The sequence below is a fragment of the Bacteroides sp. AM16-24 genome (assembly GCF_003471885.1).
Taxonomy (GTDB): Bacteria; Bacteroidota; Bacteroidia; order Bacteroidales; family Bacteroidaceae; genus Bacteroides.
In genome coordinates, this window is sequence record NZ_QRKI01000007.1 from 248,626 (window position 1) to 263,769 (window position 15,144).

7 protein-coding genes are annotated in these 15,144 nt (G+C 43.0%); 1 reads left to right on the plus strand and 6 read right to left on the minus strand.

Annotated features, from left to right (window positions below; genetic code table 11):
- Window positions 1-37 precede the first annotated feature (37 nt).
- Both DW182_RS10835 and DW182_RS10840 read right to left on the minus strand, forming a co-directional pair.
- A complete protein-coding gene (locus DW182_RS10835) occupies window positions 38-1,039 on the minus strand; it encodes a DUF4435 domain-containing protein (RefSeq protein ID WP_117707281.1) in 1,002 nt (333 codons plus the stop codon).
- A 26-nt stretch (window positions 1,040-1,065) separates the two neighbouring features.
- A complete protein-coding gene (locus DW182_RS10840; RefSeq protein WP_044533112.1) occupies window positions 1,066-1,896 on the minus strand; it encodes an AAA family ATPase in 831 nt (276 codons plus the stop codon).
- Window positions 1,897-1,987: 91 nt separating this feature from the next.
- Between DW182_RS10840 and DW182_RS10845 the strand changes: the two genes are divergently transcribed.
- On the plus strand, window positions 1,988-2,899 hold the full coding sequence (locus DW182_RS10845; RefSeq protein WP_115502677.1) for a DMT family transporter: 912 nt from the start codon (window positions 1,988-1,990) through the stop codon (window positions 2,897-2,899).
- 24 nt (window positions 2,900-2,923) lie between these two features.
- Here DW182_RS10845 and meaB read toward each other — a convergent pair whose 3' ends face one another.
- The 4 genes from meaB to DW182_RS10865 all read right to left on the minus strand — a co-directional run bounded on the left by meaB (window position 2,924) and on the right by DW182_RS10865 (window position 14,948).
- Complete coding sequence (gene meaB / locus DW182_RS10850; RefSeq protein ID WP_007666996.1) at window positions 2,924-4,024, minus strand: methylmalonyl Co-A mutase-associated GTPase MeaB; 1,101 nt, start codon at window positions 4,022-4,024, stop codon at window positions 2,924-2,926.
- A gap of 68 nt (window positions 4,025-4,092) precedes the next feature.
- Complete coding sequence (locus tag DW182_RS10855) at window positions 4,093-5,166, minus strand: DUF1573 domain-containing protein (protein ID WP_118295513.1); 1,074 nt, start codon at window positions 5,164-5,166, stop codon at window positions 4,093-4,095.
- Window positions 5,167-5,237: 71 nt separating this feature from the next.
- Window positions 5,238-11,018: an alpha-2-macroglobulin family protein gene (locus tag DW182_RS10860; RefSeq protein ID WP_118295514.1), complete on the minus strand. Its 5,781-nt coding sequence runs from the start codon at window positions 11,016-11,018 to the stop codon at window positions 5,238-5,240.
- 777 nt (window positions 11,019-11,795) lie between these two features.
- The gene (locus DW182_RS10865) at window positions 11,796-14,948 is read right to left on the minus strand and encodes a hypothetical protein (protein WP_118295515.1); all 3,153 of its coding nucleotides are present in this window, start codon (window positions 14,946-14,948) and stop codon (window positions 11,796-11,798) included.
- Window positions 14,949-15,144 lie beyond the last annotated feature (196 nt).

Genomic DNA, 15,144 nt, shown 5'->3' on the forward strand with positions numbered 1-15,144 from the left:
GATACTAAGAATTAATTTTGGGGTTAATGGTTAGTAATTATCGCTCCCTGTTCAGGAAGTCTCCTATATCTTCTTTTAACCACTGATACAAGTAAAGGTTCTTATATCCGCTGTTCTTTTTCAACATCAGGCTGACGTTGGTCTGGCTATTCTCATAGCTGGTCAGTTCGTTATGGAATTGCTCGTTGTGAGCAGCCAGACGCTTGATTTCCTGTTCGCGCTCACGACGCAATACGGTACATACGGGAATAAGAAGTTTCATCACAACACCGTCCATGAGGTGATGCCCCTGTATATATAGGTAAGTCGTATCCGGATTCAATCCCAGTCTCTCCAACTCCACGCCTAAAGCCTCCACTGCTTTTATATTTCGCGAAAATCGCCTGCGCATCTCAGAAAGTTTCTTATCAACGGCACGCTGCACAGGCTCTAACGTCCGTTCGGGATGATGCACATTGACTTCCTGCAAGCGGGTGCAGGCATTGAAATCGTACATCGGGAAAGTATATGTATCCCGTTGGCAGTAGAACCAGACGTTCCACAAAAAGAGCGGATAAATAATCTGCGAATAGCGTTTCAGGAAAGCAGGAAAGTCTATCAACATACGGTCGTTCAACGTAGCCTGTACACAAACTTCATGCAAGCTTTCAGCATAGCAATGGAAATTCTCGATGGCATAGGCATACGTCTGGAATATGTAGGGACTACTGTTTATCTTATGTGAAACGTTCGTTTTGCCTTGTAGCAGAAAGTCGTAGTCACTATCCACACAGGCTATCAGGCTCTTGCCCAATTCAGTAGTGTTCAGCGTATTCATCAGCACCATCTTCTTACCTTTGGCAAGAGAAGTGGCTGAAGGCAGCATCACCTGGAAATAGTAATCATCTGTCTCGAACTCTGCCAACAATGTGCGCCAGAAAGCTACATCATCGTAACTTTCCACGTATGCCACAATACGACGACGCGCCTTCTTGGGATAGAGTTTGTTAGCGGCATTGAAATAGGCGGAGGTGAGATTATGTTTTAAAGAAGTAGCCATGGGTATATTATCACTTTATCACTCTATCACTCTACCCCTATTATTCTCGAAATATCGCTCACTTCCGTCACTGCATCCAGCCAGCCTTCCATGATGACGGCGGGAGAATGGGTGGTAAGTATCAGTTGCACATTGGGATTCAGTTCACGTATCATGCTGATAAGTTTCTGCTGCCACTCGATGTGAAGGGAGGCCTCGGGCTCGTCCATAAAGAGAACACAATGGGCATTATCGCGCACCAGCACAGTGAGCAAGATAATCAGCATCTGTTTTTCACCGGAAGAAAGTTTATAGGGCAACAGGCGTTCACCGTCCTGATAGAAAATGATTTCATTGCTGCGGCGATCTATGCTTTTGCGGGTATAACTGAACAACTGGTCCATCAGGTCCTGAAACTTTCGCTTGGGCAAAGAGAGAGAAGCAGCTTGCGAACGCTGTTCCTCATCGCCTGAAAGAAGTTCGATCATCTTGTTGCCAATGTTAACCTGATAGTCAAGATAACGGCGTTGCAAAAGATAGAGTTGCCAGTCTAGTTCGGATTTGACGTTCGGATCAGCCATGCGGGCGGTAAAGTCGCCCATTATCAAAGGACGGTCATAGCTGCGGATTACGTCGTATGGGATATACGTGGCATCCGGACGATCGAACGTAATACGTACTCCTTCTATCTCACCATTCTTTATCTCACCCGAAAGCTCTTCCAGATAGTGAACAGAACGGTTAAGGATCGTAGTCTTCCCTACTCCATTGATACCGGAAAGGATATTCACATCGGGACGCAAATCCCAGGCTATGTTAAAGCGATCCCACAACCTGTGTATCTCGATACGTTGGATATAATTGGCTTGTTCTTCCATAGTTTTTGCTTTTAATCAAAGCAAATATACAGGATTATTTTTTAGTTTCCCAAAATAGTTGTTCTTTTGCAGCCTCAAAAACAAAAAGAGTATGAATAAGAATGTACAAGGGCACATATTCGCCTTGACTGCCAACATTTTATGGGGTCTTATGGCTCCTATCGGCAAATCCGCACTTATGGAGTTCTCAGCTTTATCGGTGACCACATTCCGAATGGTGGGTGCGGCAGCTTGTTTCTGGCTGTTGTCCGCATTTTGTAAATATGAGCATGTGGACCACCGCGATATGCTGAAGATATTCTTTGCTTCGCTCTTTGCACTGGTATTCAATCAAGGGGTATATATTTTCGGTCTTTCAATGACTTCACCCATCGATGCCTCTATTGTGACAACCACACTTCCCATTGTGACTATGATTATTGCGGCTATCTATCTGAAAGAGCCTATCACGAATCTGAAAGTACTGGGTATCTTCGTGGGAGCTATGGGAGCACTGACACTTATTTTAAGTAGTCAGACTGCAGGCAGTGGCAACGGCAGCATCATCGGAGATTTACTTTGTCTGGTAGCACAAATCAGTTTCTCTATTTATCTGACTGTATTCAAGGGGTTATCGCAGAAATATTCTCCTATTACGTTGAATAAGTGGATGTTTATATATGCATCTATGTGTTATATCCCATTCTCTTATCAGGATGTGGCAGGTATCCAGTGGGCAGAGGTATCCACTGCAGCATACGTACAAATAGGTTATGTGGTAATAGGCGGTAGTTTTCTTGCTTATATCTTCATCATGACTGCGCAAAGACTATTGCGCCCCACAGTGGTGAGTATGTACAATTATATGCAGCCCATCGTAGCTTCTATCGCTGCCATTATCATGGGCTTGGGAGTATTCGGCTGGGAAAAGGGAATAGCCGTTGCCTTAGTGTTCCTCGGCGTATATATTGTGACGAAGAGTAAATCGAAGGCAGACTTTGAGAAGGAGGGGAAAGAAGTGTGAGATAGCTCGTGACTTGTAGCTATTCTACCCCTTTCTCATCTCACTAAAGTATGTATCAAGTAAAGTTTTTGCAGCAACAAACGAAGTGAGCTTACCTTGCAATACTTGCTGTTCCTTATCACCCAGCATAGCTTCTATAACCGGATTATGATAGAAACTATCACGCAGGCGCTCGTTGATACTCTCGTACATCCAGTACTTGCTTTGTTCATTACGGCGGTAATCAAAGTAGCCGTTGTCCTTCACAAAAGCAACGTAATCGTAAATCATATCCCAGATTTCTTTCACTCCCAAGTTATAGAAGCCGGAATAGGTCATTACCTGTGGCGTCCATCCTGATTCAGGAGCAGGGAACAAATGCAGAGCATTACGGAACTGAGTTGCAGCCAGCTTAGCACGCTCCAGATTATCACCATCGGCTTTGTTGATAACAATACCGTCGGCCATTTCCATAATACCCCGTTTGATGCCTTGCAATTCATCGCCCGTACCAGCTAACTGAATAAGCAGGAAGAAATCGACCATAGAATGTACAGCTGTTTCACTCTGTCCTACACCTACTGTCTCTACAAATATCTTATCGAAACCGGCAGCCTCACAAAGAATAATCGTCTCACGCGTCTTACGGGCTACTCCCCCCAGAGACCCTGCCGATGGACTGGGACGAATAAAGGATGCAGGATGAACTGAAAGTTGCTCCATACGTGTCTTATCACCCAAAATGCTGCCTTTACTACGCTCACTACTGGGATCGATGGCAAGCACCGCCAGTTTACCTGCATATTTCTCCAATACATGCAGACCGAAAACATCAATGGAAGTACTTTTACCCGCTCCCGGTACACCACTGATACCTACACGGATAGAATTTCCGGAATAAGGCAGGCATTTCTCAATGACTTCTTGTGCCACTGCCTGGTGTTCAACTTTCACGCTTTCCACCAAAGTCACTGCCTGGCTTAGAATGGTTACATCCCCTTTTACAATGCCTTCTACAAACTCCGCCACGGAGAGCTGACGCTTTCTGGGTTTAGGACGACGATAGGGATTAACAGATGAAGGTTGTTCAATGCCTGCATTGACAACCAGACCTTTATAGGCTTCATTGTTTTCAGGATGTTCCATGATAAGATTTATAATTTATGATTTATGAGAAAATTTGCGATAGGATTTATGGTTTAAAATCATAAATCCTATGACTTTGCCTTAATATTGATCTCAACCTTAGGTTGCATCGGATCATTGGTTATCATCAGAATACGCAAATGACGTTTCTTCTTTGCGATATTCTTCTTATCAACCGTCACACGCAAGCGGGTGGTTTCTCCCGGCTGCAACACACTTTTCTTAAGATTTACTCCCAAGGCAGGATTGAATACCTGCAGTTTACTAATCTGCAACGGAGAGCGTCCGGTATTGGTAAGCTGTATATCATGTTTCACTTTATTCTTCTTTGCCAATAAAGCACTCAGGTCTATATCGGTTTCCGAAAGACGAATTACCGGGGCATTTGCCCTATCCGTATCTGTCATACCGGAAAAGTCGGGTAAGAGAATAGCTGAAAGCGGTATTTCGTTTTCATCACTCACTTTGTCTCCAGTGAAACGGGACAGGTAAACAGATGCTTGCGTCAGTCCCAAATCAGTCAGTTTCTCTGTATTGAGGGTTAATGTAATCAGCCCTCTCTCACCTTTCTGAAGTACACTGGGCTCCACTTTCATGTCCAGGTAGGAAGGCAGGTGCATTAATACCGGTTCATACGAACGATCCGACAGATTCACTACTCCAATCCGTATAACGGGCTTTGCGCCACGATGGGTATCAGGAAAATCAATTTCATTCTTATCTATCCGTATCTGACCAATCAGATAAGGATAAGTTTTCGTAAAGTCTTTAATCTCGCGCACTACTTCGCCTGTGAAGTGCAAATAAGCCAAATCGGGTTGTGCGTTAGAATAGATAGCTACTGATTTATCAAAATGACCTAATGCCTTTGCATCAAACTCCACAGTTATGATACCTTTATCACCGGGGGCAATAGGCGTTTGTGTCCACTGAACTACGGAACAGGCACAGGAAGGATCCACCTCAGTAAGCACTAAAGGCTGGTCACCGGTATTGGTAATAACGTATTGTGCACTGGCAGGATGTTTCCACTCAATCTGTCCGAAGTTGTGGGTTTCTTTATTAGATGAAAAACGCGGTTGCGCCGCAGCAGTAAGTGCTACGGCGGCAAACGCATACATACATATCAAGGTTCGTTTCATTCGTTTTCATTTTAGGATGCACAAAAGTAGGTGTTTTAAATGAGAGTTCCTAAAAGGGTGTTTTAAAATTACTACTCTACCTCTACTTTCATGGATGCCGAATGGGCAGCATACTCGGGTGCATAGGCACACTGTATAGTAGCTAATCCAGCCTCATATAGCCCGCTACGAGCCACACGGTAACTGTATTCCAGCACATACACACCTTTGCTCAGGCTGTCGAAGAAGAAATTAGTAGAAGCATCTTCTATTTCTACATAATATCCAATTCCACTGTTCCAGCGATAACCGGAAAGTGAATTCACCGGTTCGAAGCAAGCACCACGCTGGTCTTTCAACTGAACGAAATCCATTGCACGGTCAAGGCGTATCGTCAGACGGGAAACCACTTTATCACCCACAGCCAACTGTGTAGCAGCAGTGGCTGGTTGCAGTTCCTTCTTTCCGGTAGCCAAAGTGCGTTCTACATAAAGTTTCTTTTCCACTGCCAATTCACCACCCTGCTGTTTCACATCGGAAATCGGTGAGAGGTATTGAGCATACACTGCACCCCAGGCAATACCTGCATCCCGTTTTTCTACAGTGATAGATTTGGCACGCAATTCGGGACTGCCTTGTGCAAAGCTTTCTTTAATATATCCCAGTCCGGGAACGGTAGTCTTAGCAGGACTATATGTTTCCAATACTTTATTGCCAAGAACAATGCGTACATCACCACGGGTAGCCAACAAATCAGTCCCTTGGCAAAGCAATGCATAAACGGCATCCGCCGTTGCAACCGGTGAGTTCCAACTTGTAGTCTGCTTTTGTTTCAGTAACCAAAGCTTCATTTCTTCTACCAAGGCGTCATTGCCACCTGCCAGACGTAAAGCTTCCATTACTTCCACATGAACAGGAATAGGCTGCATTCCCCAGCGGAAGGGCTTTTCATTGAAAGCAAAATAAGCTCCTTGTTCATTGGTTTGCACCAGATGTTCCTTAATGGAAGCAATAAACTCATTAGCTTCAGCCATACGGCCGGCTTTTAGTAGAATAATAGCCGACTGCGCTTTCATTCCCATTTCAGCCGTGTTCAGGTTCGTGCCAACTTTGGAAAGGAAGTAACTATAAGCAGCCTCATTGGCAGCAGGCACTTTCTCACCGGAAATAGCTATCAGATAGAGATAGGTCATTGCCGAATGTGAGAGGGTAGTTATTTTAGCTCCGTCTCTCTCCGCTTTACGAATACTCTTGTATTCCTCCAATGCTTGTTGATGCAGATATTTAAAAGCTGCCTGCTGCATAGAAAGGGCATCACCGGAATTCTTTTGTCCGGTAAGTAAAGGCAGACGAACGAGAAGTTCGGTGATATATCCCGTCATGTTACGACTCCCCGGCATCCCTTTATACCAGCTCCATGCGCCATCGGCATCTTGCAGTTCTTTCAATCGGGTAAGAGTGGTTATATTATTATTTGCCAGGTTATTGAGATCGAACAGTGTAGCAATACGAGCTTGCTGCTCAGCTTCTGTAGTGGCCTCCAGTAACCAAGGACTTTCTTCAAGAAGGATATTCTTCACATCCTGATTCTTCTGCAGCTGGCTGAGGAAAGTTTCTTTCTTACCACCTTGCATACGCCAACTATCGAATACAGCTTTAATGCGTGGCTGGCTATTGGCAATGTAAGAAGCAAGGGAATTGGCATAATATGCGGCAGCCCAGGCAGTAGCATTATCTGTACGAGGTTGGCTCAATACCGGCAATGCTTGTACGGCATACCAAGCCGGATTTCCGGTAAACTCCACTGTCAGACGACGGTCGGTAGCCGTACGGCTGTTATTATTGAACAGGCTGTCCAGAGAGAAAGTGCGGGTTTCTTCACCTCGTATCGGCATAGCAAGAGTTTCAGTGATATATTCCTTATCACTCAATACAGGCAACAGGTGTTGCTCGCCATCGCTGAATGTACCACCATCGGCAATCATGCGTACACCTAAGAAGTCGTACTTATCCGTCACGGTAAAGCGGAAGGTTACGGGAACAGTCTTTCCCGCTTCCACAGTGAAAGGTTGACTCTGTGTGGAAATCACTTTCTCCGTCATCGGGTCGAAGAGGATGAATTTTGTGGTTCCTTTCAAGGCTTTTCCTGTCAGGTTAGTTACGGTTGCGGCAATACTCGTTTTATCCCCCACCCGCACGAAACGTGGCATGTTGGGTGACAACATAAATTCTTTGGACGTTACGGCAGAAGCATCCAGCGTACCCGTGAGCATACCTTTCGTATGGGAATATCCGCGGAAATTCCAGCGCGTCAGACTTTGCGGCATAGTAAAGGAGAAAGAAATCTCACCTTGTTCATTGGTGCGCAGTTGCGGATAGAAGAACGCTGTTTCAGCAAAGTTAGTGCGAAGTTCAACTGTGGAAGCTCCCCCTGTAGCCATTTCGGGTGCTTCCATCGCTTTCTCAAAAATCGCATGTTCTTCAATATCCGCGTCATCATCCGCAACAACCATATCCGCCGAGTTTTTTGCCATAGCCCTGCTCTGAACAGTTGCCATTCCTCCTACGCTACCAGTAAAATTAGCCTTCCTTGTACTCCTATATCCCAACACTACCGCTCCCGCAAAATCTATTGGAGAATAGAAACGGTCATATATCATCACAGGTACTTTCCAATCTTTTATCGGGAAGCTACAAGAGTAATACGACCTGTTCATATAGCTTTCATGCCAACCGATGCCAGGCATATAATTGGAATAGTCTACAAAGAAGCTCTGACGGTTATAATATATCTTATCCAAAGAAGCGTCATACATCGTAGCAAGCATTTCAGCCATAGCCGGGGTGCCTTGCGGAGTCTTTATCGTCAAGCGCCATTCTTCTTCCTGTCCGGGGCGTAGCTTATCGCGGAAAACATCCCATTTCATGGTCAACTCCTTGTCCGGCACGCGTTTCCGCAATCTTACCAGTTTTGAATACACATTGCCATCCTTGACGAAAGTAAACAGGTATTCGATTCCATTGCCGTATGCCTCCCGATAGGGAACATCAAAACGGACTATAGAGTCGGACAACTGAAGCATCTTGCTTTCCAGACGCTGTTTGCCGTTGAATATATCCAGCATCACGTAAGCGTCTTTATAGGAAGTTCCAAAACAGAACTGTGCCGGATGTCCGGCATCAAACTCGTCATTGCGGATGTAGAACCAAACGTCGGACTTCACCACTGGGCGATTATCAGTATAAGAGAAAAGAACAATCTTCTTTTCAAAGTCCACGTTTCTGCCCTGGTCGTCCTTAGCTTTCAGTTGCAGTTCATATTCACCGGAAGGCAAATTCTTCCATTCCGGCAACAGGGTGGCTACATTAGATTCAAAAGTAGCACTGATGCGAACCAGTGAATCTCCGTTCACTACCTGCAGCAGACGGTAATCGCCTTTCAGTGCTACCGGTCCTCCATTAAGGTTCTTCGCATGGAAAGTAAGACAAATACTATCATCCTTGCAGATACGTTCCTCACCATCAACAGAAAGAACTACCGAACGATTGCCTGCTGCCAATGATGTGACGGCTGTCTGCGTTTCACCGGCCAGGTTCGTGACGGATGCTTCTATCCGATAGGTATAATAGACGTTATTATCATCATCACCTTTCAGACAAACAGGGATGATGAAATCTCCATCATCGCCTACGGTTACGTTGCCGGAAGCGATAGGCGTGCCTCCATTTCCATATCCCCGCCACCACGAATAAATATTCCGGATAACTGTATAATTCAATTCCAGTCCCTGCAAAGGTACACCACTGAATGAACTTGCATTACCCTTCACTTGTACACTGTCTCCCACCTGATAGGATGCCTTTTGAGAATCGAATACGATATCAAAGGTTGGACGTTTATATTCTTCCACTTGTATATCCGCCCAGCCCTCGCTCTCTGCACCGGAAGCTTCTATGGTATAATTTCCATTCAAGCAGGCCGTGGGAAGCATAAACTCCGTTGCAAATGAACCGAACTCGTTCGTCCGTAGTTCTTTGCGTGAAATTTCCCTGCGGTTTACGTCACGTAGCACCACTCCACATACAGCATTCGGGATTACATCAGCCGTATCACCCTTTTGAGTATAGGCTATACCTTTCACATAAACAGTTTGTCCGGGACGATACAAAGAACGGTCGGTCAGTAGCTCCCACTCATTTTGCGGTTCCTCAAAATCGTCTCCCCAACTCGCAAAAGAACCGGAAGATGTACGCTGAAGCAGCATTGCCGTATCCAAACCTTTTCTGACAACCAAAGAACGAATCTTTGAATCCGACTTATACACTGCTTTACCGGCTTCATCGGTCGTTTTCCGTTCCACTTCCTTGTTATCCTTTCCTATATAATAGGTAGAATAGAAAATGACTTCAGCGTTAGCAACTGGATTACCGGTTTTAGCATCCAACACCACTACCTCATTATTATTTCCCGGCAGCGCCATCGTCAGAGCCTTAAATCGGGTCAGATAAATGAAATTTTCCGAGCCCTTACCTTCTTTACTATCCGGAACAATCTGCAAGACATAAATGCCAGGTTCATCAGGCAATAAAATACTATATGTACTGGAAGCTAACTTATAATCTTCCGGGCGGGACAACATAAAATGTTCCGCCTTTACCTTACGGGTATATTTCTTATAAAAAACAGAGTTTATCTCCGGCATTTCAGTAACCGACTCTGTCAAAGTGGTACGGAACAAATTGACTGTAAAGCCATCTAAGTTCTTGTGAGTAACCTGCAATGCCAAAGAATCCCCGGGATAGGCAGTCTTATTCGCATTCAAAGTCAGTTCGGGGCGCAGAATATCTTCCTTCAGACTATACAATGCCGAAATTCGTTTGTAATCGGGATACAAGCTGATAGCCTCATCACAAAGCTGCAAAGCTTTCTGATTTTCCTGTTCGTTGCGATAGTAACGCGCCTTAGCCAGATAGGCTTCCGCACAGACATCACGCTTAGCGTAATCTTTAATAATACGATCCAGCACATGCAGGTACTGGTTCGGAGCATCACTCTCCCCCTCTTTTAAAGTACGGGGACGAAACAATACATCTTCTCTCTGATTGCGCCACTTCATGTAATCCAACATGGTCAACACAGTTGCATCCTCCCGGTCCGGCATCTTCCGGTAAGTATTAATCATCTGCCCGTAAATGTCCATGATTTTACTTTTCACAAGCGTATCCGTATCAAAGTCTGATACGTTTTGCAAAGCCTCAATGGATCGCGATGCCAGCAAATGATACATATCATGGTGATAATACTCACTTGCATCTCCTAAAATTACAAAAGGAACATAACTGCGTGAGGACGTATTCAACAGTTCAACCGAGTCTTTCAGAGCCTCATCGGTATATTTCATAACTTGTTGCATGAACAAGTTACCACTCCACTCACGGATATCCTTCGGCAAGGCATTTTCCTCCAAATCGAGCGAAGTGCGTTGCCTTAATTCCCAACGGTTACCTACCACATAATCAGCATAGATATTAGCTACCAACGAATTGAGTACAGCACGGCTAACCGCATTCTGTTCCAACTTAGCCCATCGTTCCAATCCTTGCAGATTGACATAAAAACTATCAGGCGTCAACATATCCTGATTGTCTCTCCGGCACATATAAGCTTTCAACATCTGCGGGGTATTTTTTTCTTTCTCCCCTTTCCGGAATATCTCATCCGTCAGCTTAATTACGGTTTGCGGCAGACTTTTCTGTTCCGCCTGCTCCACTTGTTTCCACAACTTATCAAACGACTGCGCATGCAGCATGGGCATACAACCCCAGAATACAGCCAGCAGTATTAAGCCACAAATTCTTTGAATCCTTTTCATAGATATTATTCTATTAATCTTTGTACTAACAACAAAGTAAGGGAATAAAGTTTAAACAAAAGCTGATTTTTATATAAAAAAGCTTTCAAGGAGAAATAAAAAAATGAGGAGTACGCTTTCGAACGTACTCCTCACTTCATAAAGTTCAAGTTCAATTAAATGCTTTCTTATTTCTTCAGGGTATAACCCATCATCAACATCTCATTCCGACCTACTTCGGCAAGAATGTTTCTCCATGTTTTAAAAATCTTTTTTTTCATAACCTTAAAAATTAAACTAATACCTAAAATTCAAATACACACAATCTAAAAGAGGGGTTTAGTAAATTGTTGCGTAACCCCAAACATGCTTATCAGCCTCGCTGATGTGCTTAAAAATTTTCTTTAACATTTTCATTTTGTTATCCTCCTTAAAAATCTTGTTATCCTATTAAATACATGTTTTACAACACAAAAATAATGCCTTTGTTTAGAACAAACAGTAATATTTGGCAGAAAAATATGTTTTATAACACATTTCTTGATCTAAATCAAAAATAAGAAGATCAAACAAGGAGGAAAGTGGAAAGAATGGCAGAAAAAAGGAAAGAGTGACAAGGTACGGGACTATATGACAGAAAAAGAGTGAGGCTGTCTCCCACTGGGACAGCCTCACACAACAACATTTTACTTTTCACGATGGTGAAAAAAAGGACTATTCTTCACAGAGTAGTTGTTTCATTTAAAAAAAAGTATGCCCCGAAGGACATACTCTTTTTATTTAGTATCTAATCTTTATTTAGTTACCAGGAGTTCCTGAGTTAGGAGCTACAGTCACTTCATAAACATTGATCAGAGTCTTCCACTTGTAGCCATATTCAACCGGGATAAACAGCTTGTATGCCTTGTTAACCGGAGTACCGCTATAGTTGTAATAAGTCAGAACGTCTTTCAATTTACCATCAACAAGTTTCTGTTCGTACTTGATCTCAACGTTTGCAGGCAAGCTACCTTGAGTGTAACCTTCAACAGGTTCCAAGTTACCACCTTCAGGTTTCAAGTTAGTCTTGATCTTAGTTACATCCAAAGTGCTAGAACCAGCTACCAACGGCCAACCTGCTTCTCTTACTTGGTAGAACTCATACAGCTTTTCTGCTAAGTCACCCTTGCCAGTCTTAGCAACAACCTGATTGTTGTCATTCCAAGAATAGTAAGTGAATGCATCAGTTACATCAATTGTACTACCTTCGTTCTGAGCATCGATGAAGTTCTTAATTTCACCCTTCTTAACCTGTAACGGTTCGATGATGTTAGCTTCATATTGCTTAACTGTAGCTACATTCTTATCATTACCACAGATGTCAGCTACCAAGTTGATAGGAACAAGCTTACCAACCAATGCTTTAGCAGCTTCTGTCGGCTGATTAGTAAAGTCAGTAACAGGATGAGCAGGAACAGCTTCTTCCAACTTAATGTTGTAAGTTTGTTCAGTTGCGTTCAACAGGTTAGCTGCATGATTAACGATTGTTGCAGCCAATTGACCGTTGATCCACAATTCAGTATCATTGTTCCTCAACGTAGCTGTGTATTCTTTACCGTCTTTCCAAGTATACTTGTAGTTAGCAATTCTTGCCTTGTCAAATACAAATCTTACACCCAGATCATTGTAATAGATACCATTAGAGTTAGCTCCCATAGTAGCACCAGCTTGTGCAGGACCGAAAGAAGGATAGTAGAATTTCTTACCAGCTACATTCTTGTCAGTGTAATATACTACACCTGCAGCACCGTCAGTCGGTTTCTTATATCTGTCATCCAAGAAGCCATTCAACAGGTCAGTATAGATGTTACATGTCGGGTTAGTACCTGTAACTACATTCCATGCCGGATTAGATTCCTTAGTACCGTAAACGATCGGGTTGATATTGAATACTTCATATACTTTGTCACCCTTCCAGTAAGTACCCATATGGCCCCAAACGTTCAGAGCAGGCATGTAGATAGTTCTTGTCATTACAACTGTAATATCAGCATTGATACCCTTAGGATCTTTGTAAGTCACAGTCTTAGTGAATGTCTTTTCTTGCTGAGTAGGCCAGAATACGCCCAGATCAGCTTCAGACAATGTCCACAAGATATTGTGAGATTCAACACCTTCTTCAGGATTAGCGATATCTATAGCTGTACCAGCACCTGTACCATCTACGAACTGAGTATAGATAGAATGGAATTCATTCTTAGTCATACCACCAGTCTTAGCCTTGTCGTAGATCATTGTGTTCATCATTTCTGTATTAACACGGTTTTCAACAGTGCAATTGAACAGAGTAGGCTGGAATGGAACAGACAGAGTCTTACCTTCCATAGTCCATTTAATCTTGATATAACGTTGAGCGATCAAAGCGTTACCGTTTTGAGTATCGATTAAAGATACGCAAACGATAGGCTCACGACCTACAGCTGTAGCTGATTCAGAAATGTTATATACTTTAGATGTCATGATACCACTTTCAGGAGAATCGATTTGAGCAAACTTCTGTTGGTCAGTCTTGTTTGTATTATCGTTCTGCGGAATGTAAGCAGCATTAGCCAAACGGAAACGGAATGCCAAACCATAGTCAGCATAGTTATCCAAACCTTCATGTTTGCTATGATCATTATTGATATCGCTTACACAAACTTTCACCAATGTCTTCAGATCAAGAGCTTTGTCGTAGGGCTGGTAAACATCGATCAAAGAGTTTGCATCAGACTTATACAGGCAGATAGAGTCATGATAGTGAACATAGAATTTGCCGTTAGCATCAGTCTGAGTTTCATCAGCAAAGTTACCAGTAGTTGTCTTGCTATAATCAGTTCTCATGTTAGCAAGATAAGGTAACTTGATAAGTTCCTCGATACGGGCATATTCAGAGTTTACATAAACACCGTCAATAGTACCAGCTGCAAGATCCTTAGCTTCATCTGCAGTATAGTTAGCTTCTGCGATAGGAGCTTTCAAAGAAGCCATATAGAATGATTCTTTAGTACCAGTCGTAGAAGTATTAAGCTGTGTATTCAAGAAGCTCTTTTCTTTCTTGAATGTTACTTCCAATACGCCCTTATCATTGATGTTATATCCAGTAACTTCGATAGGCTTATTGTTAGTAATTTCAACACCTGCTCTGGTTATGATGTTCTCAGACTTCAAACCATCGAATGAAGGCAATTTGATATCTTGAGTACGGATACCTATACTCGGACTTACATGGAAATAAGCTTTATTCTTTTCCGTAGAAATGTAATTAGCTTTAGTCGCAGCATTAACGTGGTCCAGAACCGGAGTTGTTGCATGTACTTCTGATTTGTGATCAGCTACTACCTGATACTTCTGCGGAGTATATTGCAAAGTAGTGAAAGTGATAGCAGCGATACCATTAATATGAGTAGTCGGTATTACAGCCAGACTAGTCAAACGGTGACCGATCAATTTAACTACTTCATCAGTCAAAGTTTGAACCTTTGTAGATAAAACTTGCAACTTCTCATCAGTAACAAAGTCTGCTTCGAGCTCTTTTTTCAAAGCAGCAACTTTGGCTGTTACATCATCCAAAGAAGCCAATTTGTCGATTTGCTTTTGCAAATCAGACTGTGCTTTTTCCAAAGCTGCTTGCAGAGCTTCGATTTCTGCTGAAGATGAGCCCCCTTGTCCAGCTTTGTCCAATGCTTCTTGAGCTTTGGCCAGTGCTTCTTCTGCTTTTGTCTTAGCAGCAGTCGCATCAGTCTTAGCTCCATTGATGGCAGCTTCTAAAGCACTTACCTTAGAGTTCAATTCATCAAGTGAAGCTTTCTTGTCCAGTTGTCCCTGCAGGTCCTTGATGTCATCATCGTAGTCCTTACAAGACGTGAACGTTCCTGTAGAACCTACCATTAAAGCTCCGAACAGGATTGCACTTAGAAATTTTTTGTTCATAATAAAAAACTTTAAATTTATAAATTTAAAAAAATAAAGAATAATAATAGTCTAATCAATAATCCTCATCCCCATCTCTACCGTTACTTTATAGGTAACGGCACAATCTACCAGAGGGCACATTTTACGCCAAAAAGGCATAAAAAAGACCATATTATCAACTAAAGAATATATTCAACAACAGAAAAGCACACCA